The following is a 24,242-nucleotide window of genomic DNA, read 5'->3' on the forward strand; positions in this document are numbered from 1 at the left end:
GGAGGGTGTCCGGGACCGGACGGTCCGGGTTCCCCCGGCATCGACGGGGCCATATGATGACAGCCGGCTCACGGGCGGGCCGCCGGGGAACGGCGCGCCACCTGGCCCGATGCGCGGGCGAGTCCGATCACCTGGGGGAGACAGCCAGCTGTGGCCACCACCGACGACGCCGCCAGCACGGAATCCGACACCACGAAACGCCGGTCGCGCCTGCCCGGCGGCCTGGTCACGGTCGGCACGGTCGCCGCGCTGCTGGCCGCCATGGGCCTGACCGTGCTCAACCTCGGCTATGCGGACAACGCGGTGGCGAACTACGACGCCTCCTCGTGGCTGTGGAGCACCGCCCGCAGTGAACTGGCCCGGGTCAACGGGATCACCGCCAAGGTGGACACCCGGGTGGAGGTGCCGCAGGCGAAGCAGCACCCGATGCAGGTCGCCCAGACCGACCGGCTGCTCGTCCTGCGGGACCTGAACACCGGTCAGGTCAGTTCGCTGGACCTGGCCACCCTCCAGATCATCGCGACCACCCGGACCACTCCCGGTCTCGGGGTCAACGTGACGCTGCACGAGGACGCGGCGTTCGTGGTGGACGCGGTGCAGGGCATCGTCCGGCAGCTCGACCCACGGTCGCTGGCGCCGGTCGGTGAGCCGGTGCGCTACCCGCCGGGCATCACCGGCGGGTCGTTCGACGGCAAGGGCCGGCTGTGGGTGGCGGTGCCGAGCGAGGGCACCGTCTCGGCGATCACGCCGGCGGATCTGCCGGAGAAGCCGGCCACGGCGGCGAGCGCCGGGGGCGGGCTGAGCCCGAAGCAGGTGAGCACCCACGACGTCGCCGACGGCAGTCACGAGCTGGTGGTCTCCACCCTGGACGACGGGGTGGCGGTGCTCGACCGGACGGCCGGCGCGCTGGTGACGGTACGCGGCGACACGGTGCGGCGGGTTCCGCTGCCGGCGACCGGGCCGGGCACGCTGCCGGCGCGGACCAGCGGTTCCCGGGTGCCGGTGACCGTCCCCGACGCGCGGACCGTCCACGTGGTCGGCGACGACGGGCAGGTGCGTGACTTCACCGTGCCGGGCAGCGGTGACGGGCTGCGGCCGGCGGTGGCGTGGGCGGGCCGGTTCTACTGTCCCGACCAGACCGGCGGGGTGATCTACACCTTCGACGGGGACGGGAAGCTGGTCGACACGATCTCCGGCCGGGGCACCCGGGGTCCACTGGAGCTGGAGGTCCGGGAGAACCACCTGTTCATCAACGCGCCGGACTCCTCGACCGCCCGGGTGGTGGACGACAAGCACCAGGTCAGTGAGGTCGACAAGTACGCCAACGACGTGCTCGGCGGTGACCCGCCGCCGGCGCCCCCGCCCCCTCCCCCGCCGAAGAAGCCGAAGGTCGACAAGCCGAGCGCGCCGCGCGGGGTGACCGCCGCCGCCGGTGACGCGTCGGCGCGGGTGAGCTGGCGGGCGGCCGCCGCCAACGGCGCCGCGATCGTCCGCTACGTGGTCGAGGGGGCCGGGCAGCGGGTGGAGGTCGGCGCCAACCAGCGCGCCGTGGAGATCACCGGGTTGACCAACGGGGAGACGTACCGGTTCCGGGTGCACGCGGTCAACGCGAAGGGCGCGGGCCCGGCGCGGACCAGCAACCCGGTGGTGCCGACGGCGGAGGTGCCGGACGCCCCGACCGGGGTGACCGCGAAGGAACGACCGGACGGCACGGTGCAGGTCCGCTGGACGGCCGCGAACGGCCAGGGCGCGAAGATCACCCGGTACGTGGTGACGGCCGCGTCGGCCGGGGCGAACGCGCCGGCCGGGGAGACGAAGGGCACCGAGCTGGTGGTGCCGGCCGGTGAACTGGAGTACGGCCGGCAGTACGCGTTCACCGTCGTCGCGGTCAACGACCGGGGTGCCGGGTCGAAGGCGTCCGGGGTGAGCAACACGGTGGTGCCGTTCGCCGCACCGGAGCGTCCCGGGCGGCTGCGGGCGGCGACGGTGGCGGACCGGCCGGGCACGATCGTGGCGGAGTGGGAACCGGCCGGGACCAACGGCCGCCCGGTGACGGCGTACCAGGTCGAGGTGGGCGGGAAGCGCCGCGACGTGACCGACACCCGGGTCACCGTGGACGGCCTCGGTGACGGGCAGGACGTCACGGTGACGGTGCGGGCGGTCAACGAGGCCGGGCCGGGCCCGGAGGCCACCGACACCGCACGTACCGTCGCGCCGCCGAAGGTGACCGTCACCGGTGGGTCGGGTACGGCCACCACGGTCACGGTGAAGGTGACCGTGGACGGCGGCGGCGGGAAGGCCACCTGCACGGCCAGCGCGGGCGGGAAGACCTCCCCGGCGGGGGCGTGCGCGACGCTGACCGTGGGCGGGCTCGCGCCGGGCACGTCGTACCCGGTGACGGTGACCGCGACCAACGCCGCCGGGAAGGGCACCGTGACCAGCACCCAGCAGACCGACCCGCTGTTCGGGATCGCGACCTGCGAGAACGGGCCGGGCCCCGACCAGCAGACCTACTGCGACGCCGAGGTGGACGGCCGTAACGGCAACGAGGTGTTCGCGGTGCCCCGGCAGGACAACGACCGGCAGGTCGGCTGGGCGAGGCCGGGCACCCGCTGGCAGGCCTTCTGCAAGGTCAAGGGTGAGCACGTCAACTCCTACGTCTACAACAACCAGAAGGCGAGCACCTGGTGGGTGCGGATCAACTTCAGCGGGAGGAACTACATCCCCTGGGCCTGGCTGAACCTCGAGGGTGGCGACGACATCGACGTCCTGCCCACCTGTTGACCGCGCCGAACGGCAAGGAGCACCACGGACCGTGAAGACCCACCAGCCGCTCACCCAACCGGAGGTGCAGCGCTTCGCCGCGCTGGCCGCCCGGCTCGCCGAGAACGTCAACTCGGTGGTGCTGGGTAAGCCGCAGGTGGTGCGGCTGGCGTTGACCGCCCTGTTCGCCCAGGGGCACGTCCTGCTGGAGGACGTGCCCGGGGTCGGCAAGACCACCCTCGCCCGGGCGATCGCCGCCACCGTCACCGGCGAGTGGCGGCGCATCCAGTTCACCCCGGACCTGCTCCCCTCGGACGTCTCCGGGGTGACGATCTTCAACCAGGCGACCCGGGGCTTCGAGTTCCACCCCGGGCCGGTGTTCGCGAACATCGTCATCGCCGACGAGATCAACCGGGCCTCGCCGAAGACCCAGTCGGCGCTGCTGGAGGTGATGGAGGAGCGCACGGTCACCGTGGACGGGGTCCGCCACCCGGTGCCCCAGCCGTTCCTGGTGGTGGCGACGCAGAACCCGGTGGAGATGGACGGCACGTACCGGCTGCCCGAGGCGCAGCTGGACCGGTTCCTGGTCAAGCTGTCGGTGGGCTACCCGGACGAGGCGGTGGAGGTGGAGGTGCTGCGCGGGGCGACGGTCCGCTCGCCGGAGGCGCTGACCCCGGTCACCGACACCGCCGCGGTCGCCGAACTGATCGGTATGGCGCAGCGGGTGCACATCGCCGAACCGCTGTACGCCTACGCGGTGCGGCTCGCCGCGGCCACCCGCAACCACCCGCACGTGCGGGTCGGGGTCAGCCCGCGCGGGGTGATCGCGCTGACCCGCGCGGCCTGCGCGTACGCGCTCATCGACGGGCGGGGCTGGATCATGCCGGAGGACCTGAAGACCCTCGCCGCCCCGGTCTTCGCCCACCGGCTGCTGCTCTCCTCCGACGCGCAGGTACGCGGCGTGAACGCCGCCGAGGTGCTGCGCCAGGCGATCGCCTCGGTGCCGGTGCCGCTGCCGTCCGGGCAGACCGTCCCGGCGCAGGGCTGACCCGTCGCGAATGGGGATCACCGCCCGGGGAGCCGGGTTGCTCGTCGCCGCCGTCGCCCTGCTGGCCGCCGGTTTCGCCTTCGCGTACCCGGAGCTGACCGTGCTGGGCGCGGCGGCCGGCACCGCCGTCGGCTACGCCCTGGTCGTCGCGGCCCGGCGACCGCGACTGGCCGTGACCCGGCACGCCGACCCGGACCGGGTGGCCCGCGGCGAGCCGGCCCGGATGTCGGTGACCGTCCGCAACGCCGGGCGGCTGCGGGTGGCGAGCCTGGTCGCCGAGGACCGGTGCGGCGGCCGGGCGATCCCGGTGCCGCTGCTGCGGCTGCGTCCCGGCCGGGACACCACGGTCACCTACGACGTGCCCACCACCCGGCGTGGGGTGGTGCCGATCGGCCCGCTGCGGGTGATCCGCCGGGACCCGCTCGGTCTGGTCGCGGTTTCCCGCACCTACGGCGGCACCGTGCCGGTGTGGGTGCATCCTCGCGTCCACCCGCTCGGCGCCGTTCCCACCGGGGCCGGGCGCAGCCTCGACGGCCGGGTGGACGGGGTGCCGCACGGGTCGATCACCTTCGACTCGCTGCGGGAGTACGTGGTCGGTGACGAGTTGCGGCGGGTGCACTGGCGTACCAGCGCCCGGGTCGGTGAGCTGATGGTCCGGGAGAACGTGGACACCAGCCTGCCCCGGATCGTGGTGCTGCTGGACAACCGGGTCGACGCGCACCCCGACCGGGCCGACGGCACGGCGGAGAGCTTCGAGTCCGGCTGTGAGGCGGCGGCGTCGGTGGTGGCCGCCGCGATCCGCGAGGACCTGCCGGTGTCCCTGCTGACCGTGGTGCCCGAGGACGACCCGGACGCGCCTGCCCTGGACCGGCTCACCAGTGTCGGGCTCGCTGCCGGTTCGCTGCCGGACGCCACCGCCCGGCTGCGGCAGCAGCGGGCCGGGGACACCCTGGTCTTCCTGACCGGGCCGGGTGGCCGGGCCGGCCTGGGCCATGTGGGCGCGCTGCGCGGGGCGTACCCCTCGGTGGTGGTGGGGGTGTTCGGCGCGCCGGACGCGACCCCGGCGGACGGGGCGGGCCTGGTGGTCATCGACGCGGTCGACGGCGCGGCCTTCGCCGCCGAGTGGGACGGGGTGCGCCGGTGGTGACCGCGCGGAGGGTGCTGCGGGCGGTGCCGCTGCCGCTGGTCCTGGTGGGGATGACCGGTCTGGCCGGGGTGGTGCTGGGCCGGGTGTACGCCGGTGACCTGCTGACCCGGCTGGTGCTCGGCGCGGCGGTCGGGTCGGTGCTGGTCAGCGTCGCCGCCCGCCGGCTGCGGTCCTGGTTGGTCGCGCCGCTGTCGGTGCTGGCGCTGGCCGGCTACACGGCGGTGGCGCTGCGGCTGGCGGCCCAGCGGGCCGAACTGCCGGGCGGCCTGGGGCGGATCGTGGTGGACGCGGCCGGCAACGGCGTGGCCCGGCTGCTGACCGCGATGATTCCCGTGGAGCCCACCCCGGACACCGTGCTGGTACCGCTGGTGGCCGCCTGGTTGGCCGGGCTCGCCGGGGCGGAGGTGGCGCTGCGCGCCGGGCGGGTGTTGCTGGGCTACCTGCCGCCGACGGCGCTCTACGCCGGTGCGGTCTACGTGGTCGGCCCGAATGCCGGGCCGGCGCTCTGGCCGACGCTGGCCTTCGCCGCCCTGGCCGGGCTGGGGTTGGCCGTCACGGGCGGCGTGCCGTCGGAGGCCGACGGTGACCTGCCGGCCGGGACGCGGGCGGCGTTGCGGACGACCCGGACGGTCACCACCGCCGCCGGGCTGGCCGTGCTGGTGGGGCTGGTGGCCCTGCTGGCCCCGGTGGTGGCCGGGCAGGTCGACGACCGGCCGGTGGATCCGCGCCGCTACGTGGAGCCGCCCCAGGTGGAGACCCTGGACGAGAACCCGTTGATCCGGATCTCCGGGTGGGCCCTGCACCCGGAGCGGAAGCTGCTGGACGTGTCGGTCGACGGCGTCGCCCCGGCGGCGTCCCCGACCGTCGGGCCGGCCCCGGATGCCGGGTCACCCGGCTCCGCCCCGGAGTCGGAGCCGGCTTCCGGGTCGGGTGAGGTGCGGCTGCGGCTGGCGGTGCTCAGCGACTACGACGGGGTGACCTGGCGGGTGGGCGCGACCTACCGCAACGCCGGCCGGGTGCTGCCGGCCGGCGCACCGGCGGCGGGGAGCCGGTTGGACACCGTCCGGCAGGAGGTCACCGTGGCCGACCTGACCGGACGGCTCCTGCCGGCCGTCGCCACCCCCCGCGAGGTCGGCGGGGCACGGGTGGCCTACGACCCGTCGACCGGGACGCTGATCCGCCCGGAGGGGCTGACACCGGGACTGCGGTACACGGTGACCTCGGTGCGGGAGCGTCCCGACGTGAACCTGCTCGCCACCGCCGACGTACCGGCCGGCGGGGAGGTGGCCCGGGTGCTACGGGTCGCCGACGGGGTGCCGGATCCGATGCGCCGCCTCGCCGCCCAGCTCGCCGAGGAGAACGGCGCCCCGTACGCCCGCGCGGCGGCGATCGAGCAGTTCCTCGCCGAGCACTACCGGGTGGTGGCCGACGCGCCGAGCGGCCACGCGTACCCGAACCTGAACTTCTTCCTGTTCGGCCCCCGCAACGCCGGCGGGCAGCGGGGTACCTCCGAGCAGTTCGCCGCCGCGTTCGCGGTGCTGGGCCGGTTGACCGGGCTGCCCACCCGGGTGGTGGTCGGGTTCAGCACCCCGGGCAGCGGGCCGGTGCGCGCCGCCGACGCGTTCGCCTGGCCGGAGGTGCTCTTCGACGGGCTCGGCTGGGTGGCCTTCGACCCGCTGCCCCGACCGGACGACGAACCGCGCCCGGTGGAGGAGGACTTCCGGCCGACCCCGGAGGACCCGCCCCCGTCGGAGGTGCCGGCGCCGACCGTCGAACCGACCGTCACGCCCCCGGTGGTGGCCGCGCCGCCGCGCCGGGAGTCGAGCGGGGTACCGGCGGTGGTGCTGGTCGGCGTGGGTACGGGTGGGCTGCTGATCCTGGTCGCGGCGGTCCTCGGGACGCTGGCCGCGATGCGCCGGTCGCTGACCCGACGCCGCCTCGACCGGGGTGACCCCGCCCAGCGGGTCGCCGGCGCCTGGCGGGAGGTGACCGACGCGTTGCGGCTGGCCGGGCGTCCGGTCGGCGGGGACCTGTCCGCCACCGAGGTCGCCGCGCACGCCCGCCGGGTCCTCGCCGGGGGCGTCCCGCCCCGGTCCACTCCCCCGACCGCCCCGGCGACGGTCGCAACGCCGGCCCCGACAGGCCCGGTGTCGACCGCGACGCCGGCCCCGACAGCCCTGGAGTCGCCCCCGACGACCGCGACGGCCGAGCCGGCGGTCGTGGCGGCTGCGGAGCCGTGCCCGGCTGACGGTGCGCCGGTTTCCGGGCTGGCGGAGCTGGCGGTGCTGGTGAACCAGGTGTCGTTCGCCCCGGACGGGGTCGACGACGACCGCGCGGTCCGGGCCGGGCGGATCGCCGCCGACGTCGTGCGGGAGTTACGCGCCGGCCGGCCCCGGTGGCGGCGGCTGCTCTGGTCCGTCCATCCCGGCCCGCTGCGCTGGCGACGCTGACCCGCCGCGCGCGGGTCCGGGGCCGATCGGACGATCGGTGGCAGCCCGTTCGGTTCGCGGGTGGGTGATCGGGTTCGACTGTCGGTGATCCGGGCTTGACTCCGCCAGCCCTGCGGTGTCAGGATCTTCTGACAGGGGGGTGTCAGACAACTCTGACACCATGGTCGAGTCGAGGGCGGGTGGGACCGGTGCACCAGACGGGAGACGAGCTGCTGCGGACGCTCGCCGCACTCGCGAGCCCGCATCGGCTGCGGATCGTCGCCAGCCTCGCCGAGGAGCGCGGGTACGTCAGCGAACTGGCCCGCCGCCTCGGGATGAACCGACCACTGCTCTACATGCACCTGCAACGGCTGGAAGCAGCCGGCCTCGTCACCGGCACCCTCGAGACCGCACCCGACGGCAGCTCCGTCAAGTGGTTCGACGTCGTGCCGTTCGCGTTGGAACTGACCCCGGCGACGATCGCCGCCGCCGCAACGACCCTGGGCGCCGACGGCCCCGGAAAGGATGACCCGTGAGCACCACCGACATCGTCACCGCCACCGACGTGATCGCCCAGACCGGCATGATCACCGGCACCGTGATGCTGGTCGCGCTGACCGCGATCGTCGCCTTCGTGGCCCTGGGCGTCTACCGGGCCCGGCACTCGGCGGCTCGCGAGACCCAGTACCGCGACCTGGCCGAACAGGCCGGGGCCGCCCAGACCAAACTCGCCGAGAGCAGCCGCGTCACCGCCACCGAACTGGCCGGACTCCGGACGGAGCTGGCCGCCACGCACACCGAACTCACCCAGGTCCGGCTGCGCCTGACCGAGGTGGAGCGCCTCCTCAGCCAGGTGGGCTGACCCTCCCCCACGTGCTGACGTGCTGTCCGCGCGACGGCGCTGCGGGACCGGTCCCGGCCGGTCGGTCGGCCACTGCCACCGGCCCGCGCCTCGGTGGCGGTGCGGGCCGAGAAGGTCACCCGGGGGCGGGGGCGCCGAGCCCCTCGTCCCGGGCCGCGGTGATCGCCTCGGCGCGGCTGGTCACCTGGAGCTTCACCAGGATGGCGGAGACGTTGTTGCGCACCGTCTTCGGACTGAGCCCCAGCCGCTGCGCGATCCCGGCGTTGGGCAGGCCCCGGGCCAGCAGGCCGAGGATCTCCCGTTCCCGGTCGGTGAGCTGGGGGAACGGCTGCGGGCCACCGGTTCCGGCGCGGAACAGCATCGCGGCGCGACCCGCGACGGCGGCGCCGAGAACCAGGTCCCCGCTGGCCACCGCGCGGATACTGCGCTCCACGTCGGCAGCGCTGGCGCCCTTGAGCAGGTAGCCACGGGCCCCGGCGCGCAGCGCCGCGACCAGCGACGCGTCGTCGGAGAGCATGGTGACGACCAGCACGCCGACGTCGGGGTGGTCACGGGTGAGCGCCCGGGTCGCCTCGATGCCGGAACCCTGCCCGAAGTGCAGGTCCATCAGGACGACCGTGGGCCGCACCCGCGCGACGACCCGCAACGCGGTCGCCACGTCCGCGGCCTCACCCGCGCAGTCGATGCCGTCCAGCGTCGACAGCAGCGCCGTCATGCCGAGCCGGAAGACCGGGTGGTCGTCCACCACGACGACCTGGATCGGTGTGGTCACGACAGCTCCAGGGGGATGCTCAGCCGCACCGTGGTGCCCTGCGGTTCGGCCGGGCCGATGGTCAGGGTTCCACCGACGCCGTCGGCCCGTTCCCGCATGGCGTGCAGGCCGACGCCCCGGGTCGGCCCGGCGGGCGGGCCCTGACCGTGGTCGGTGACGGTGACCCGCAGCAGGTCCGGCCGCCGGTCCAGGGTGACCGTGCAGTGGTCCACCCCGGCGTGCCGGTGCACGTTGCGCACCGCCTCGGCGGTCACCCCGTACGCGGCGGTGGCGACCGAGCCGGGCAGCGGGTCGAGCGGCACCGGGATGTGCACCGCGACGTCCAGCCCGGCCCGCGTGTACTGGTCCCGCAGTGTGCCGACCGCGGGTTCCAGGCCGCCGTCGGCGAGCACCGGCGGTAGCAGTCCGTGCGCCAGGTCCCGGACGTCCTCGGCGCGCGTGGTCAGCTCGGTGATCAGCCGGTCCAGGAGTTCCTCCGCGCGGGCCGGGTCACGGTGCAGCAGGTTCCGGGTGGCGGCGAGGCCGAGCCCGATGCCGCTCAGCGCCGGGCCGAGCCCGTCGTGCAGGTCGCGACGCAGGGCCCGGCGCTCCTCGTCGCGGGCCTCGGCGAGCCGCCGCCGCGAGCGGGTCAGCTCCTCGTTGGTCCGGGCGAGGTCCACCACGGCGGCGACCACCGGGGCGAGCCCGCTGAGCGCGTCGGTGACCCGGCCGCCGAGCAGCTCCCCCGGACGTGGCCAGGCGTGCAGGTAGCCGACCTGGCGACCCCCGATGGTCAGGGGCACGGTCACCGGGATGCCCCCGGCGCGCGGGGGCGGCTCGGGCCCGTCGGCGGTGACCAGCACCTCGGCGAGGCGCAGCGCGGCGGCGATCACCGGGCCGAGGTCGGCGGAGCGGTGCAGGCTGTGGGCCACCCGACGCATCAGGGGTTCCGGGCTGTCGCCGTGCACCAGGTGGTCCACGCCACGCTGCACCCACTGCCGGACCGGCTGGAAGGCGACCGCGATGGCGGCGGTCACCACGATCCGCGGCGCGGACGACGCCTCCGGCAGCACCCGGTCGAGCACGGTGACCCCGGCGCCGTAGGCGGCGATCACCCCGCCGGTCATCAGGTACCACACCAGGGCCCGCCGGACCGCCAGCCGCAGCCCCCACATCTGCTGCCGGAGCACCACCACGGCGACCGCCGCCGGGAAGAACGCCTGCGAGGCGAGCATCAGCAGGGCGGGTACCGAGGCGGGCAGCACCGGTGGCAGCACGGTGACCAGGAACGCGAGGGTCAGCAGCGTACTGCCGGTGGTCGCCCAGCCCATGCCGTGCCGCTGCTGCGGCGGCCCGTGCCGCCAGCGCCACCCGCAGGCCGCCGCGGCGAGCAGACCGAGCAGCACCAGGGCGTACCCGGCCGGACCGGCGACCACGGCGCGGACCTCCGTCGCGGCGGGCCCGAGCGGGATCAGCCCGCGCGGCGGGGGCGCGGTCAGCACGGTGACCGACGCCAGCGCCACGTACCCGAGCCCGACGGCGACCGCGACCCGCTCGACGCGGCCCGGCGTCCGTTCCGGCAGCAGCCAGGGCATCACCACGACCAGCGCGTACAGACCGGGAACCCAGGCCCAGTGGTGCGCGGAGAGCAACCAGTACGGGCCGGTGGACAGCAGGCTCCACTGGGCGGCGACAGCGGCCAGGGAGCCGCCCACCCCGGCCGCCGCGACGATCCACCCGGCGAGCCGGCCGCCGCCGGTCCGGCGCCGGCTCAGCACGAGCCACGCGACGCCGCCGTAGACGATCCCGTCCATGAGGTCCACCAGCGAATACAGCTGGGTGTCGGTGAACGCCGGCAGCGCGAGACACCACATCACGATCGCGGCGGTGGTGCACCCGACGGTGACGGCGAGGACCACCCGGGCGGCGATCCGGTCGGGCGGGCGGGGAGTCGACATGATCCATCCACTGTGTCAGTCGACGCCGACGACGGCGTACCGCCGATCGGGTGATCCGGCTGTCCCGGCCGGACGGGACACCGGTCCCTGGCGGCCGGGACCGTGCGGCCCGTTGACTGCCGGTCATGACCTCTCTTCCGGACCACTTCCCCGCCCACGTCAAGGGTTCCTACGTCAACTGCCAGGAGTACGCCCGCGAGGCCCGACTCACCCCGCCGCCCGCCACCGACCACTTCCCGGCCCACGTCAAGAACTCCTACGTCAACTGCCAGGAGTACGCCCGCGAGGCCCGACTCACCCCGCCGCCCGCCACCGACCACTTCCCGGCCCACGTCAAGAACTCGTACCCGACCTGCCCGCCGAGCGTGCGGCCGGCCCGGCTGACCGCCGTGCCCGGGGCGGCCCGATGACCGTGCACGCCCCGACCCGGCTCGGCGACACCTGGCGGGAGTGGCTCGCCGAGAACCTCGCCATGGGCGCCTCCGTCGAGGAGGTGCGGGCGACCGCCGTCGCCGGGTGCGGGGACGCGGACGCCGTCGAGGCGGAACTGCGGGACCTCACCGACCACCCGTACTTCGCCGTGTGCCGTCGCCTCGCGCTGCGCTACGACTGGATGGAGTCCGTCCTGGACACCTACCGGTCGCTGCGCGACAGCGACGGGGGACGCACCCTGGAACAGCGCACGGACCTCACGCCGGAGGAGTTCTTCGCCCGGTACTACTTCGGGCACCGCCCCGTCGTGCTCGACGGCCAGATGACGGACTGGCCGGCGCTCGACTGGACGCTGGAGAGCCTGGCCGAGGCGTGCGGCGACGCCGAGGTGGAGGTGATGACCGGCCGGAACGCCAACCCCGACCATGCCTGGCAGTACGACCGGCACCGCACCACCATGCCGTTCCGCGACTACCTGACCGCCCTCGGCTCCGGCGTCCGCACCAACGACTACTACATGGTGCCCCGTAACGAAGCCTGGTCCGGCCCGCTGCGACCGCTCGCCGCCGACGTGCGACCGCCGGCGGGCATCGTGGACCCGGCGGGGGTCGGGCACCTGCTGCTCGGTCCGGCCGGCACGGTCACGCCGCTGCACGTGGACAACAGCAGCGTGCTGCTCTGCCAGGTGCTCGGTCGCAAGCACGTCCGGCTCGTGCCGTCGTACGAACGACACCTCGTCTATCCCCGGGGCGGCACGTTCAGTGCGGTCGACGCGGCCGAACCGGACCTCGTCCGGCACCCGCGGTTCGCCGAGGCGACCGTGCTGGAGACCGTCCTGGAACCCGGTCAGATGCTGCTCGTGCCGGTGGGCTGGTGGCACTGGGTGGAGGCGCTCGACGTGAGCGCCACCGTCACGTTCCACCACTTCGACACGCCGGGGCAGAACCACAAGATGGCGACCCCACCCGCGGCCGGCCGGGACGACTGATCGTCGCCCGACGGCAGGTCGACGGGCTTCGGGCGGCCCGGGTACGTCCCCCGGGCCGCCCGGTGGAGGAGGGGCGCCGGTCGGCGGGCCGGGGTGACGCTAGTCGCGTCGGGAAGGCCGGCACGTCTCGATTCCTCACCGATGCGGCGCCCCGCGCTCCGGCAGCGCGGACGACAGGTGGAGCGACAGCTGGTCAGCACCAGCTCGTCGGTCTGACGGACATGCTCGGGCGCCGACCCGTCACTGCTCCTCCGGGTCGGGTGTGGCCGGAGGCCGGCCGGGCCCCCGCATCCGGCCCACGTCCCCGGGGAGGCGGCCGGCGTCGGCGAGGGCCCTGCGGAGGAGGTACTCGATCTGGGCGTTGGTGCTGCGAAGTTCGTCCCCGGCCCAGCGCGCGAGCGCGTCGTGCACGGCGGGATCCAGCCGGAGGAGGAGTTTCTTCCGCTCGGTGGCCATGTGCCTAGGAGTAGAGCGTGCCCGCGTTGACCACGGGCTGGGCGTCCCGATCGCCACACAGGACCACCAGCAGGTTGCTGACCATCGCGGCCTTACGTTCCTCGTCGAGGTCGACGACGTGGTTCTCGGCGAGGCGGACCAGTGCCATCTCCACCATGCCCACCGCGCCCTCGACGATGCGGGCGCGGGCCGCGACGATGGCGTTCGCCTGTTGTCTGCGCAGCATGGCGTGGGCGATCTCGGGTGAGTACGCGAGGCGGGTCAGCCGGGACTCGACGATCTTCACTCCTGCGGCGGCGACACGGAGACCGATCTCCTCCGACAGCCGGGCGGTGATCTCGTCGGCGTTGTCGCGCAGGGACATCCGGGCGGTGTCGTGGGAGTCGTAGGAGTAACTGTTGGCGATGTGCCGCACGGCGGTCTCGGTCTGGATGGCGACGAACTCGATGAAGTCGTCGACCTCGAAGACGGCGCGGGCGGTGTCCTCGACCTGCCAGACGACGACGGCGGCGATCTCGATGGGGTTGCCGTCAGCGTCGTTGACCTTGAGCACGTCGCTCTCGTGGTTGCGGATCCGGGTGGAGACCCTGCGCCTGGCGGTGAACGGGTTGACCCAGCGGAGACCGTCGGCGCGGACGGTTCCGGTGTAGCGGCCGAGGAGCTGGAGGACGCGGGCCTCGCCGGGCGCGACGGCGGTGAGTCCCGCCAGGGCGACCAGGGCGGCCAGCACCAGCAGGACGCCGGCACCGACGAGGCTCGCCACGACCGCCGAACCCTCCTGCTGCACGCCGACGACGAAGGCGGCGACGCCGAGGAGGATCACCAGGACGGACAGGGCGAGCACCGGCCAGCCCGAGGCGTCCCGGGCGATGCGCTCGTGTACCTGCGGGGCGGGCAGGTCGGGGTGGTGTGTCACGTGAGACTCCCTCAGAACAGTGAGGGCAGCAAACTATCAATGTGATATCACTTTTACAAGTCGCCGCCCCGGAGCCGGCCGACCAGTCGCCGCAGGCCGGCCTGCCAGCCGTCCGGATCCTCGGCGCGACGCCGGGCGTAGGTGGCGACCTCCGGGTGCGGCAGGATCAGGAACCGCTCGTCGGCCAACCCGGCCACCGTCACGTCGGCGACCTGCTCCGGGGTGAGTACCGCCCCGGAGGCGGCGATCACCCGCGCGCCGAGGTGACCGGCGGCGAGCCCGTCGGCGAGCATCGGGGTGTCCACACCCTGCGGGCAGAGCGCGCTCACCCGGATCCCCCGGTCCCGGTAGGTGATCGACAACCACTCGGCGAAGCCCAGTGCCGCGTGCTTCGTCGCCGTGTACGGGGCGTCCCCCACCGCGGTCAGCACACCCGCCGCCGAGCAGGTGTGCAGCAGGTGGCCCTCGCCCCGGGCCAGCATGCCCGGCAGCACGGCGCGCGCGGCGTACACGTGCGCCAGCACGTTGACCCGCCAGGACCGCTCCCAGTCGGCGTCCGGGGCGTCCAGTCCCTGACCGGTGGCCACCCCGGCGTTGGCGCAGAACAGGTCGATCCGCCCGTACCGCCGCTCGACGTCGGCGACCAGGGCGGCCATCTGGTCGGCGTCGGCGGCGTCCACCGCCACGGCGTGGGCGACCGGCCCGATCCCGTCGGCCACCGCCCGTACCCGGTCGACGTCCAGGTCGGCCAGGACGACGGCGGCGGCCCGGTCGGCGGCGAAACGCCGGCCCAGCGCCGCCCCGATCCCACCGGCCCCGCCGGTGACCACCACGACCCGGTCGGTCAGCTCCACGTCAGTTCCCCGCCTGACCGGCACCGCCCGCCGGCGGCGGGCCGAGCCGGCTGGCCAGGGCCACCACCGCCGGCGCACCCCCGGCGGTCAACTCCGGGGTGGGCAGCAGGGCCAGCACCGGCACGTCCACGCCGGCCTCGGCGTACCGGCGCACCCCGGCCCGGCAGACCTCCGGTGAGCCGTGCAGGATCAGCGCGTCGACCAGGTCGTCGGGGACCGCCGCGGCGGCACCGCGCCGGTCCCCGGCCGCCCACGCCCGCCACATTCCGCCGAGCACCGGCTCCCGACCCAGCCAACGGTGGAACTCCGCGTACGCCGGCACGGTCAGGTAGCTGGTGATCAGGCGCCGGCCGAGGGTGCGGGCGTAGTCGGCGTCCTCGGTGGGGCACACGAAGATCCGGGCGGCCACCTCGAAGCCGGGCCGCCGCTCACCGCCGGCGGCGACGACGGTCGGCACGTCGTCGGCGGCCAGCCAGTTGAGGATCACCCCGTCGGCCTCCGCGGCGGCCAGTCGGAGCATCCCCGGCCGCAGGGCGGCGAGCAGGATCGGCGGCGGCACGGCCGGCGGCCGTTCCAGCCGGAACCGGCGGACGGTGAACGTGTCGTAGACCTCGTCGACCGTCTCGCCGCGCAGCGCCGCCCGCAGGAAGCGCAGCATGTCCCGGGTACGCCGGAACGGCTCGGCGAAGGGCACCGCGTTCCAGTCCTGCACCACCGCCGGCGAGGACGCGCCGATGCCGAGGCTGAACCGTCCGGGTGCGGCCTCCGCCAACGACGCCGCGCTCATCGCCAGCAGGCCCGGCCCCCGGGTGAACACCGGCGTCACCGCCGTGCCGAGGCGCAACCGGGGCTGCCAGGCGGCGGCGAGCGCCAACGGCGTGACCGCGTCGGTGCCGTTGACCTCGGCCGACCAGACGTCGGTGAACCCGGCCCGGTCCAGGGCCGCGTACACGGTGGCGTGGTCGGCCAGCGGCACCCCGGCGAGCGGGACCGTCATACCCCATCGATTCGTCACCGGACGATCGTCCCGCCCACCCCCGGGCGCGGGCAAGGTTCCCCGCCGGTCAACCGGCGAAGGAGAGCCTGCGGAAGCCGGCAGCCGACAGTACGGCCCGCTCCGGGCCGGTCAGCGGCGACCGCCCGGTCAGTCGGCCGACCAGGGTCGGCGGATCCCAGCCCAGCTCGGGCGGAACCTCCCGACCAGCGGTGAGCAGCCCGGCGACGACCTCCGCCGCCGTGGGCGTCAGCCAGGGCGTACGCCCCAGCGCGGCGGCCAGGTCGAGTCCGTGTACGCCGACCTCGACCACCCGGGTGACCAGGAACTCCGTCAGGGTCATCGCGTCGCCGTGCCGGGTGCGGACCAGCCGCCCCGCAGGCTGCGCGCGGACGGCGGCGTCGGTGGCCCGCCAGGCCCGGTCGAAGTCGGTGACCAGGGCGTCCCGGTCGGGCAGCGCGGCGGCCCCCCGGCGGGCGGCGGTGACCCGGTCGGTGTCCACCGACGGGGTGAACTTGGCCGCCCCGAAGTAGCCGGCGGCGTCGACCTCCGCGCGCGGTGGGGCAGGGGCCGCGAGCATTCCGGTGAGCCGGCCGACGCCGGTGCGCACGTGCGCGAGGAGTTCCCGGACGGTCCAGGGCGGGCATCCGGTGGGCCGGTCGAGGTCGGCGTCGCCGAGGGTGCCCAGGACGACCCCGAGCTGCGCGCACTCGTCGCGGAACGCCACCTGCACCGGGGTCACCGGCGTACCCTCTCACACCGTTTCGGTCCGGGCCTGACGGGTAACCGCCGGCCGACGAGGCAAGGGGAGGTGCGATGGCCGGGATCATGCTGCGCAGCACGGCGTTCAACGACCACGACCTGCTACCGGGGCGGTTCTCCCGGGACGGGGGCAACCTGTCGCCGCCGTTGCAGTGGGCCGAGGTTCCCGACACGGCGCGGGAGCTGGTGCTGATGGTGGAGGACCCGGACGCCGGGAGGACACCGTTCCTGCACTGGCTGGTGACCGGGATCGACCCGGCCACCGTCGGCACGGACGAGGGCGCGGTCCCGGCGGGCGGCCGGGAGTGGCCGAACGACCTCGGCGGGACGGGCTGGTCCGGGCCGCACCCGCCGCAGGGCGAGGAGGCGCACCGGTACTTCTTCCGCCTGTACGCGCTGGACCGGCCGCTGGACCTGCCGGCGACCCCGCACGCCCCGGACGTGCACCGCGCGCTCGCCGGCCACGACATCGCCAGCGGGACGATGGTCGGCACCTTCTACCGCTGACCCGCGTGGAGCCGCCGGCCCGTACCGGGGCGGGTGCCGGGGCCGCGCCGGGCGGACGCGGCCCACCCGGGTCGGCGCGGCCCACGGATCGGCGCGGCCCACCCGGGTCGGCGCGGCAGGCGGGGCAGGGGCGGCGGTCAGCCCTTGACCCGGGGCACCAGCCGGTTCACCGAGGCGAGTACCAGGGCCATCACCACGCCCATCGCCCCGACGATGCCGGCCGCGCTGCCGGCGTACCCGACCAGGAGGGGCCGCCGGCCGAGTTCGCGCACCGGCTCGGTGGGCTGACCGTCCAACCAGGCCAGCGCGATCGCCGCCACGATGATCGCGACCAGCCCGGCGATACCCAGCACCAGGGCCGCCGTACGGTGCGAATCGGCCGGTTCGACCTGGGCCTCCTCCCGCTGGGTGAGCAACAGCAGCAGCCCGCCGAGGGCCGCCCAGCCGCCGACGACCAGGAACGCGGCGACCGCGTCGCTGGGGCGGTGCCAGCCGGCCGAGAGGGTGGCGACCCCGTTCACGGCGGCGTACCCGGCACCGAGGAACGCCCCGAGCACCCGGACCTTGCGGGGCAGGACGAGGACCAGCGCGACCGCCACCGAGGCGGCCACGCAGGCGTGCCCGCTGGGCAGACTGTTGCCGACCCCGGCCCGCTCCGGGTCGATGCCGTAGTCGGGCCGGGCGAGACCGTACTTGAGCAGCTGGGTGGTGACGTTCGCGCCGACGATGAGCGCGGTGGCGGTGAGGGCCAGGGCGATCCGGCGACGCAGCAGCGCGATGAACCCGATCACCGCGGTCGCGGCCAGCAGGGACACCACGGACACCGCGTCGAGCACCCGGTTCACCGGCTCGTCGATGCGGTCCTGTCCGATCTCGTTGCCGGTCAGCGCCACGGTGTCCAGCCACTGCCCGGTCTGGGTGTGCAGAGCGAGCCGCCACACCGCGACCAGCGCCGCCACGTGGGCCAGCGCCAGCACTACCAGCCACACCCCGGTCCAGACCCTTGCCGACGCTCGCACCCGGACACGGTAACGCTCCGCACCGGCGGGCCGAGCGGTGGGCCGGGGTCGGGGGGCGGCGCGGTCCCATCGAACGCAACCGCGCCCCGGGCCGGGGCCGGCGGGGTGCCGGGCGGCCCGGTCGCGGCAGGTGACCACGACGAGGCGGTACCGCTGCGAGGGCTGTCAGGCCGTAGGTTGGTGGTGGACCGCAGGAGGTGACGGTGACCGGTACGCCACACACCGACGAATCGCCCGTGTCCGAGCCGCAGCGGCCGGAGTCCCTCGCCGACCTGCTCGGCGGGCGGCGGGGAGCGGTGGACGCCACCCTGCCCCCGCTGGCCTTCGGTCTCGGCTGGTTGCTGGGTGGGGAGTCGCTCTGGGGCGGGGTGGGCGCGGCGGTGCTGACCGGGACGGCCGTCGCCGGTTGGCGGCTGCGCCGGGGCGACCGCCCCCGGTCGGTGCTGGTCGGCCTGCTCGCCGTCTGCGTGGCCGCGCTGATCGCCCTGCGCACCGGCCGGGCGACCGACTTCTTCCTGCTCCAGGTGCTGGCCAACGCGGCGAGCGTGCTGGTCTGGACGGTCAGCGTGGTGGTGCGCTGGCCGCTGCTGGGAGTGGTGGTCGGGGCGGTGCTCGGGCAGCGCACCCGGTGGCGGCGGGATCCCGCTCTGCTGCGCGCGTACGGGCGGGGCAGTTGGGTGTGGGCGGCGTCGTACGTGCTGCGGTTGGCGGTCTTCGTGCCCCTGTACCTCGGCGGTCAGGTGCTCGCGCTGACGGCGACCCGGGTCGCGTTGAGCTGGCCGCTGGTCGCCGCCGTTCTGGCGGTGAGCTGGGTGGTGGTGCGCCGCTCGCTGCCGGCGGGTCATCCGGGCCTGCGTCATCCGGTCGTGCCGGCGGGCGGGGATCCGGCCGGCCCCCCGGGCACGGCTCGGCGGCGCTCCGGCGGAGAGAAATCGATTCCTTGGTAGGATCCCAGGCTGACCACCCTCGGGTGTCAGCCGTACGGGCAGTGGTGTTCCACGGCCGCTCCGCGGCCTGACGCCGGAGGAGCGCGGGACACCGACAGGGGCGACGCATGACGACCATCTACGACGTGGCCCGCCTGGCCCAGGTGTCGACCTCGACGGTGTCGCGGGTGTTGAACGGGCATTCGTCGGTGGATCCGGACCTGGCGGCGCGGGTCCGCCAGGCGATGCTGGACCTGGACTACCGGCCCAACGCGGTGGCCCGCAGCCTGCGTCGGCAACGGACCAGCCTCTGGGCCGTGATCATCTCCGACATCGGCAACCCCTTCTTCACCTCCCTGGTGCGCGGCATCGAGGACGTGGCGCAGGAGGCGGGTTTCTCGGTGGTGCTGTGCAACGGGGACGAGGACCCCGACAAGGAGACCCGCTACGTGACCGCCGCCCTGGCCGAGCGGATGGCCGGCGTGATCATCTCCCCGTCGGGACGACCGGCCCTGATCAACCGGCTCACCGAGGCCGGGATGCCGGTCGTGGCCATCGACCGGCAGCCCCGTGGAGTGGCCGTGGACACCGTGCTCGTGGACAACGTCCACGGTGCCGAGATGGCCACCGCCCACCTGGTCGACAGCGGCTACCGGCGGATCGCCTGCATCACCGGGCCCCGCCGGATCTCCACCGCCGTCCAGCGGGTACGCGGATTCCAGCGGGCCCTGCGGGCCGCCGGCCGGCCCGCGCCGGAGGACCTCGTCCGGTACGCCGACTTCCGGGAGGACGGCGGCTACCAGGCGATGTCGTCCCTGCTGAGCGCGGCCGAGCCACCGGACGCGGTCTTCGTCGCCAACAACCTGATGACGGTGGGCGCCGTGGAGTGCCTGCTCGACCGGGACGTCGTCGTTCCCACCGAGTGCGGCGTGGTCGGGTTCGACGACATCCCCTGGGCCCATCTGGTCCGCCCCTCGCTGAGCACCGTCGCGCAGCCCACGTACGACCTGGGTCGGGCGGCGGCGTCGCTGCTCACCGAACGGATCACCAACCCGGCGAAGACGTCCTCGACCGTCACCCTGCGGACGGCCCTCCAGATCCGGGAGAGTTCGGTCCGGTCCCTGCCCGCGACGAACGGTCAGCCGGTCGAGGGTGCACCGGCCCGGTCGGCCGGCGTCGAGGACGGCTGCCCCGCGATCACCACACGACGTCACCGCACAGGTGCACCCGCACCCCGAGCGCGTCGAGCATCGCGGCCTTGACCCGCAGCGCCCGGTCGGCGGCACCGGCGTCGGTGGCGTAGACCACGTTGACGTGGTTGGCCCGGTGCCGGGCCATCAGCTGATCCCGGCCCACGCCGTGCAGGACGGCGTGCATGATCGGCCACTGCGGAGTGGTCGCCCGGAGGCGACGCTCCGTCTCGGCGGCGGGCAGCTCCACCACGGTGCCCCGGCCCAGGTCGACGTGGAGCACCCCGTCCATGATGAAGATCCGCGACCAGACGATCTCTCCCGGCCGGGAGACACCGCTCAGGGTGCCCCCGCCCAGCGGGAAGTACATCGGCGGCTGCCGCATGCTGTACGACCGGTGGTAGCCGCCGTTGTGGGCGGCGGGGACCGAGCCGGAGATCTCGAACACCCAGACGAAGTCCGGTCCGTACTGCTCCCCCCAGCGGATGTCGTGCAGGGTGGTGGCCGGGTCCATCCCCATCGCGGTCCAGATCCGGTTGGTGACCAGCGAGTCGACCGCGACCCCCTCGTCGACCTCGTTGAAGTGCGGCAGGGCCTGACCCGGATACAGCTCACGCGACCCGTCCCGGCTGGTGACCGGCGGCCGGGACACGTCGTTGAGCAGCCCCTCGGCCAGGTCGCTCGCCGGCACCGTGTCCTTGAGCCCCTGCTGGTACTGGATGCCGACCGCGTCCAGGCCGAAGTCGTCGGCGATGCGCAGCGCGGCGACGTACATCTTGAACTGGCTGAGCAGCTGCGCGTCGGTCAGTTCGGTCGCCTCGTCGGTACCGGTGTGGAAGGTCATCCCGGCGGCGTCGAGCCATGCCCGCACCGCGTGCGCCTCCTCGTCGGAGACCCGGGCCATCTCCGCGACCAGCGCGCTCTGCGACAGCCGCTCCTTGTAGACGCCGAGCGGGTTGAGCAGCTCGTCGTCGATGATCGCGTTGTACATGCCCATGCAGCCCTCGTCGAAGACGCCGATGACGGCCGGTCGGCGCCGGAGCTGGCGGGCCAGCGCCACGCCGAGGTCGACCTCGGGGTCGGACGGCAACGGCGGCAGGTCCCGCACGTGGCTCTCGTCGTGGACCACCTCGCCGGTCTCCAGCCAGGCCTTCAGTCCGTCGCGCGCCCACTCGTCGGTGAAGTCCTCGCTCCACAGCGCCGAGTAGCGCACGCCCGCCTTGGTGAGACTGCCGGCGAGGTTCAACAGCCCGACCAGACCGGGGAACTCCCCGCTCCAGTTCGCCACCAGCAGGATCGGCCCACGGTGGCCGCGCAGCCCGGCCAGCACGTGGTGGCTGTACTGCCACACCGCCTCCACCACGACCAGCGGGGCGTCGACCGGGATCTGCTGGAAGACCTCGATCCCGGCGCGCTGGCTGTCGATGAAGCCGTGACCGGTGACCGGGTCGACCGGGTGAGCCCGCTGGGTGCTCCAGCCCAGGGCGGTGACCGCGGCGGCGAGGTCGGCCTCCAGCCGCTGCTGGGTCGGCCACCCGGTAACGTTCGCGCTCAGCCGCAGGTCGCCGCTGGCGACCGTGTAGACCGTCCGGGGGGCGGCGGCCGGCGGGTCGACCAGCACCGGCAGGGTGTAGTTGCTCACGGGTTGACTTCCTTCACTGGCTCGGCGGTAGCGGGCGGGGAGGACAGGAGGCGCGCCTGGCGGGCGGCCAACGCGTGGGCGACGGATTGCGAGCCGACGTACAGCTGCCGGTACAGCCGGTACAGCTCGTCGTAGTCGGCGGCCAGGGACGGGCGCGGCTCGCGGACCTCCCGGATCGGGTTCCACCGGTGGATGTCGACCTGCTCCACCAGGCCGGCGGCGAGGAACGCGGCACCGTAGCTCGCGCCGATGGTGACCGACGGGATGTGCTGCGCCCGGCCGGTGACGTCCGAGACGATCTGGGTCCAGAGGCTGCCCCGGGTACCGCCCCCCACCGCCACGACCCGCCGGATGTCGCCGCCGGCCGCCTCGATCGTCTCGATGTTGTGGCGCACCCCCAGCGCGGTCGCCTCCAACGCGGCCCGGTAGATGTCGCCGCGCCCGTGGGAGAGCGTCAGGCCGGCGATGACGCCCCGGGCGTCGGGGTCGAGGATGGGGGTGCGCTCGCCGGCGAAGAACGGCAGCATGAGCAGTCCCCGTGCGCCCGGCCCGGAGCGCTCGGCCAGCCGGAGGAGTTCCGGGTAGTCGGCGGCGTCGAACAGGTCCCGCAGCCAGCCGGTGATCGCTCCGGAGGTCGCCATGCCGCCGGCCAGGTTGCGGGTGCCCGGCAGCGCGCCGACCGTGCCCCACAGCGACGGGCTGGTCAGCCGGTCCGGCACCGTGTGCACCAGGAACATGGTCGTGCCGTACATGAGCATCAGGTCGCCGACCCCCTGGGCGCCCACGCTGACCGCCTCCGACCAGGCGTCGATCGTCCCGGTCACGACCGGGGTGCCGGGCGGCAGCCCGGTCGCCGCGGCGGCCCCGGCGGTGACCCCGCCGGCCGTCTCGCCGGGCCACCGCAGGTCGGGCAGGTCCAGTTCCGGGGCGATCTCGTCGGCCCACGGCCGGTACCAGCCCTGGGCCGCGCTGTCGTACAGCGGGGTGCACTGGCTGGCCGAGTGCTGGTCCAGCAGGTACCGGCCGGTCAGCCGGTACACCAGCCAGGAGCTCGGCATGAACAGTCGCCGGGCCCGGGAGAACAGCTCCGGCTCGGCGTCGGCGACCCAGGCGACCTTCGCCCCCGCCGCCTGCGTCGACAGCGCCGAGCCGCACCGGCGCAGGATCTCGTCCGCGCCGTACCGCTCGGTGAGCCGGGCGATCTGCGGCGTGGAGCGGGTGTCCACGCCGTACAGGATGGCCGGCCGCAGGGGCGTGCCACCGTCGTCGGTGAGCAGCACGCACGGTCCCATCCCGCTGACCCCGACCGAGACCACGTGGACGTCACCGGGCGCGAGCAGCTCCCGGGTGAGCGCGACGAACTCGTCCCACCAGACCCGACCGTCCATCTCCACCCAGCCGGGTCGCGGCCGGTCCACCCGGTGCTCCCGGACGGCCGAACGCAGCACGCGCCCGGACCGGTCGACGAGGACGCCCTTGCTACTGGACGTGCCGATGTCGACCCCGACCACCGCCGCCACGGTCATGCCAGCCTCCCCCGATCCACACTTCCCGCGAGCGCGGCCGGCAGGGCCGCGCGCTCGACGTCTCAGCCGACGCCACCCAGCCGGGCGTACGTCTCGGCGGCGTTCTCCCTGGTGATCTGCATCGTGGCGAGCGTGGTGACGCGCGGGACGTCCTTGGCGCAGTCGACCAGGAGCCGGCGGGCCAGGTCGACAGCCTCCCGGCCACCGGTGGCGTACTGGAAGGTCGCGGCGAGCCGGCCCTGCTCGACGGCCTTGATGCCGCCCGACGGCACCGGCAACGCGTCGATCCCGGTGAACTTCACCCTGGTGTGCAGCCCGGCCGCCTTCGCCGCGAGGTACGCGCCCTCGGCCATCGGGTCGTTGTGGGCGTAGACGGCGGCGGCGTCCGGGTGCGTCTTGAGCAGCGCGTCGGCCACCGACTGCCCCTTCTCCCGCAGCCAGTCCCCGGGCTGGGAGGCGACGACCTCGATCTTCGGGTTACCGGCGATGCCCTCCCGGAAGCCCTGGGCGCGCTCGGCGGCGGGCGTGGAGCCGGGCAGCCCGGTGATCTCGATGACCTTGCCACCGTCGGGCAGCAGCGTCTTGGCGTAGTACTCGCCGGCGGCCCGGCCGATCGCGACGTTGTCGCCGCCGACGAAGGCCGTGTACGCCTCCCCCTCGACCTTGCGGTCCAGCACGATGACCGGGATGCCCCGGTCGTACACCTTCTGCACCGCGGCGGTCAGCGGCTTGGCCTCGTTCGGCGAGATGATCAGCAGGTCGATCCGCTGGGTGAGGAAGTTCTCCACGTCGGCGACCTGCTTGCTGTTGTCCTGTGCCGCGTCGGAGACCACCACCGAGAAGCCGGGGACGGACTTCGCCGCCGTCTGCACGTCGTTGTTCATCACCTGCCGGTACGGCTCGGCGTTGTTGGCCTGCGACATGCCGATCAGGAAGTCCTTGCCGGTGCCGCACCTGTCGGCGGCGGCGTCCGCGCCGTCGGACGGCTTCTCCACACTGCACGCGGTGGAGGTGGTGAGCGCGCCGGTGCAGAGCAGGGCGAGGAGAACGGTACGGGTGCGCATGATGACGC

22 protein-coding genes are annotated in these 24,242 nt (G+C 74.5%); 11 read left to right on the plus strand and 11 right to left on the minus strand.

Going from position 1 to position 24,242, the window contains the following annotated elements; translation table 11 throughout:
• Positions 1-150: 150 nt before the first annotated feature.
• The 6 genes from AB0F58_RS25315 (at position 151) to AB0F58_RS25340 (ending at position 8,249) form a co-directional block, all read left to right on the plus strand.
• The gene (locus AB0F58_RS25315) at positions 151-2,784 is read left to right on the plus strand and encodes a fibronectin type III domain-containing protein (protein ID WP_357147660.1); all 2,634 of its coding nucleotides are present in this window, start codon (positions 151-153) and stop codon (positions 2,782-2,784) included.
• 31 nt (positions 2,785-2,815) lie between these two features.
• Positions 2,816-3,811 carry a MoxR family ATPase gene (locus AB0F58_RS25320; RefSeq protein ID WP_357147663.1) on the plus strand — a complete coding sequence of 332 codons (996 nt, stop codon included), beginning with the start codon at positions 2,816-2,818 and terminating at the stop codon, positions 3,809-3,811.
• A 10-nt stretch (positions 3,812-3,821) separates the two neighbouring features.
• A complete protein-coding gene (locus AB0F58_RS25325; RefSeq protein WP_357147666.1) occupies positions 3,822-4,958 on the plus strand; it encodes a DUF58 domain-containing protein in 1,137 nt (378 codons plus the stop codon).
• Between the two features lie 50 nt (positions 4,959-5,008).
• Positions 5,009-7,408 carry a transglutaminaseTgpA domain-containing protein gene (locus AB0F58_RS25330; protein ID WP_357147743.1) on the plus strand — a complete coding sequence of 800 codons (2,400 nt, stop codon included), beginning with the start codon at positions 5,009-5,011 and terminating at the stop codon, positions 7,406-7,408.
• Between the two features lie 188 nt (positions 7,409-7,596).
• Complete coding sequence (locus AB0F58_RS25335) at positions 7,597-7,923, plus strand: winged helix-turn-helix domain-containing protein (protein ID WP_357147669.1); 327 nt, start codon at positions 7,597-7,599, stop codon at positions 7,921-7,923.
• The gene (locus tag AB0F58_RS25340) at positions 7,920-8,249 is read left to right on the plus strand and encodes a hypothetical protein (protein ID WP_357147672.1); all 330 of its coding nucleotides are present in this window, start codon (positions 7,920-7,922) and stop codon (positions 8,247-8,249) included. Before AB0F58_RS25335 ends, AB0F58_RS25340 begins: the two co-directional genes overlap by 4 nt.
• A 115-nt stretch (positions 8,250-8,364) precedes the next feature.
• On the opposite strand, the gene AB0F58_RS25345 is transcribed toward AB0F58_RS25340, so the two are convergent.
• The gene (locus tag AB0F58_RS25345) at positions 8,365-9,021 is read right to left on the minus strand and encodes a response regulator transcription factor (RefSeq protein ID WP_357147674.1); all 657 of its coding nucleotides are present in this window, start codon (positions 9,019-9,021) and stop codon (positions 8,365-8,367) included.
• Positions 9,018-10,958 carry a sensor histidine kinase gene (locus tag AB0F58_RS25350; RefSeq protein ID WP_357147677.1) on the minus strand — a complete coding sequence of 647 codons (1,941 nt, stop codon included), beginning with the start codon at positions 10,956-10,958 and terminating at the stop codon, positions 9,018-9,020. Before AB0F58_RS25350 ends, AB0F58_RS25345 begins: the two co-directional genes overlap by 4 nt.
• 125 nt (positions 10,959-11,083) lie before the next feature.
• On the opposite strand from AB0F58_RS25350, the gene AB0F58_RS25355 reads away from it, so the two are divergent.
• Positions 11,084-11,368, plus strand: coding sequence for a hypothetical protein (locus tag AB0F58_RS25355; RefSeq protein WP_357147680.1), 285 nt, complete (start codon positions 11,084-11,086; stop codon positions 11,366-11,368).
• A complete protein-coding gene (locus tag AB0F58_RS25360) occupies positions 11,365-12,378 on the plus strand; it encodes a cupin-like domain-containing protein (RefSeq protein ID WP_357147682.1) in 1,014 nt (337 codons plus the stop codon). The genes AB0F58_RS25355 and AB0F58_RS25360 overlap by 4 nt, the downstream gene beginning before the upstream one ends.
• Positions 12,379-12,618: 240 nt before the next feature.
• On the opposite strand, the gene AB0F58_RS25365 is transcribed toward AB0F58_RS25360, so the two are convergent.
• From AB0F58_RS25365 to AB0F58_RS25385, 5 genes are all read right to left on the minus strand, one after another.
• A complete protein-coding gene (locus AB0F58_RS25365) occupies positions 12,619-12,834 on the minus strand; it encodes a hypothetical protein (protein WP_357147685.1) in 216 nt (71 codons plus the stop codon).
• Between the two features lie 4 nt (positions 12,835-12,838).
• Complete coding sequence (locus AB0F58_RS25370; RefSeq protein ID WP_357147688.1) at positions 12,839-13,750, minus strand: SPFH domain-containing protein; 912 nt, start codon at positions 13,748-13,750, stop codon at positions 12,839-12,841.
• A 53-nt stretch (positions 13,751-13,803) separates the two neighbouring features.
• Positions 13,804-14,604, minus strand: coding sequence for an SDR family oxidoreductase (locus AB0F58_RS25375; protein ID WP_357147691.1), 801 nt, complete (start codon positions 14,602-14,604; stop codon positions 13,804-13,806).
• Between the two features lies 1 nt (position 14,605).
• Entirely contained in the window at positions 14,606-15,601 is a 996-nt protein-coding gene (locus AB0F58_RS25380; RefSeq protein ID WP_357147746.1) for an LLM class F420-dependent oxidoreductase, read from the minus strand.
• Positions 15,602-15,668: 67 nt separating this feature from the next.
• A complete protein-coding gene (locus tag AB0F58_RS25385; protein ID WP_357147694.1) occupies positions 15,669-16,340 on the minus strand; it encodes a maleylpyruvate isomerase N-terminal domain-containing protein in 672 nt (223 codons plus the stop codon).
• A 74-nt stretch (positions 16,341-16,414) separates the two neighbouring features.
• Between AB0F58_RS25385 and AB0F58_RS25390 the strand changes: the two genes are divergently transcribed.
• Entirely contained in the window at positions 16,415-16,867 is a 453-nt protein-coding gene (locus tag AB0F58_RS25390; RefSeq protein WP_357147696.1) for a YbhB/YbcL family Raf kinase inhibitor-like protein, read from the plus strand.
• 137 nt (positions 16,868-17,004) lie between these two features.
• On the opposite strand, the gene AB0F58_RS25395 is transcribed toward AB0F58_RS25390, so the two are convergent.
• Positions 17,005-17,886 carry a phosphatase PAP2 family protein gene (locus tag AB0F58_RS25395; protein ID WP_357147699.1) on the minus strand — a complete coding sequence of 294 codons (882 nt, stop codon included), beginning with the start codon at positions 17,884-17,886 and terminating at the stop codon, positions 17,005-17,007.
• A 236-nt stretch (positions 17,887-18,122) separates the two neighbouring features.
• Between AB0F58_RS25395 and AB0F58_RS25400 the strand changes: the two genes are divergently transcribed.
• Positions 18,123-18,833 (plus strand): DUF3159 domain-containing protein, encoded by a 711-nt coding sequence (locus tag AB0F58_RS25400; RefSeq protein WP_357147702.1) that lies wholly within the window; start codon positions 18,123-18,125, stop codon positions 18,831-18,833.
• A gap of 107 nt (positions 18,834-18,940) precedes the next feature.
• Positions 18,941-20,074, plus strand: coding sequence for a LacI family DNA-binding transcriptional regulator (locus tag AB0F58_RS25405; RefSeq protein ID WP_357147704.1), 1,134 nt, complete (start codon positions 18,941-18,943; stop codon positions 20,072-20,074).
• On the opposite strand, the gene AB0F58_RS25410 is transcribed toward AB0F58_RS25405, so the two are convergent.
• The 3 genes from AB0F58_RS25410 to AB0F58_RS25420 all read right to left on the minus strand — a co-directional run bounded on the left by AB0F58_RS25410 (position 20,010) and on the right by AB0F58_RS25420 (position 24,234).
• Positions 20,010-21,644: a fucose isomerase gene (locus AB0F58_RS25410; protein WP_357147707.1), complete on the minus strand. Its 1,635-nt coding sequence runs from the start codon at positions 21,642-21,644 to the stop codon at positions 20,010-20,012. The genes AB0F58_RS25405 and AB0F58_RS25410 overlap by 65 nt on opposite strands.
• The gene (locus AB0F58_RS25415; protein ID WP_357147709.1) at positions 21,641-23,170 is read right to left on the minus strand and encodes an FGGY family carbohydrate kinase; all 1,530 of its coding nucleotides are present in this window, start codon (positions 23,168-23,170) and stop codon (positions 21,641-21,643) included. Before AB0F58_RS25415 ends, AB0F58_RS25410 begins: the two co-directional genes overlap by 4 nt.
• A gap of 62 nt (positions 23,171-23,232) precedes the next feature.
• A complete protein-coding gene (locus AB0F58_RS25420; protein ID WP_357147712.1) occupies positions 23,233-24,234 on the minus strand; it encodes a substrate-binding domain-containing protein in 1,002 nt (333 codons plus the stop codon).
• Positions 24,235-24,242 lie beyond the last annotated feature (8 nt).

This window comes from Micromonospora sp. NPDC023956, from assembly GCF_040639195.1.
Lineage (GTDB): Bacteria > Actinomycetota > Actinomycetes > Mycobacteriales > Micromonosporaceae > Micromonospora.

What these genes read in the sequence shown, in the direction of transcription:
- AB0F58_RS25365 (WP_357147685.1), bottom strand. Translation starts at nt 12,834, where the DNA reads ATGGCCACCGAGCGGAAGAAACTCCTCCTCCGGCTGGATCCCGCCGTG.
- AB0F58_RS25415 (WP_357147709.1), bottom strand. Translation starts at nt 23,170, where the DNA reads ATGACCGTGGCGGCGGTGGTCGGGGTCGACATCGGCACGTCCAGTAGC.
- AB0F58_RS25390 (WP_357147696.1), top strand. Translation starts at nt 16,415, where the DNA reads ATGGCCGGGATCATGCTGCGCAGCACGGCGTTCAACGACCACGACCTG.
- AB0F58_RS25380 (WP_357147746.1), bottom strand. Translation starts at nt 15,601, where the DNA reads ATGACGGTCCCGCTCGCCGGGGTGCCGCTGGCCGACCACGCCACCGTG.
- AB0F58_RS25360 (WP_357147682.1), top strand. Translation starts at nt 11,365, where the DNA reads ATGACCGTGCACGCCCCGACCCGGCTCGGCGACACCTGGCGGGAGTGG.
- AB0F58_RS25325 (WP_357147666.1), top strand. Translation starts at nt 3,822, where the DNA reads ATGGGGATCACCGCCCGGGGAGCCGGGTTGCTCGTCGCCGCCGTCGCC.
- AB0F58_RS25420 (WP_357147712.1), bottom strand. Translation starts at nt 24,234, where the DNA reads ATGCGCACCCGTACCGTTCTCCTCGCCCTGCTCTGCACCGGCGCGCTC.
- AB0F58_RS25350 (WP_357147677.1), bottom strand. Translation starts at nt 10,958, where the DNA reads ATGTCGACTCCCCGCCCGCCCGACCGGATCGCCGCCCGGGTGGTCCTC.
- AB0F58_RS25405 (WP_357147704.1), top strand. Translation starts at nt 18,941, where the DNA reads ATGACGACCATCTACGACGTGGCCCGCCTGGCCCAGGTGTCGACCTCG.
- AB0F58_RS25355 (WP_357147680.1), top strand. Translation starts at nt 11,084, where the DNA reads ATGACCTCTCTTCCGGACCACTTCCCCGCCCACGTCAAGGGTTCCTAC.
- AB0F58_RS25330 (WP_357147743.1), top strand. Translation starts at nt 5,009, where the DNA reads ATGACCGGTCTGGCCGGGGTGGTGCTGGGCCGGGTGTACGCCGGTGAC.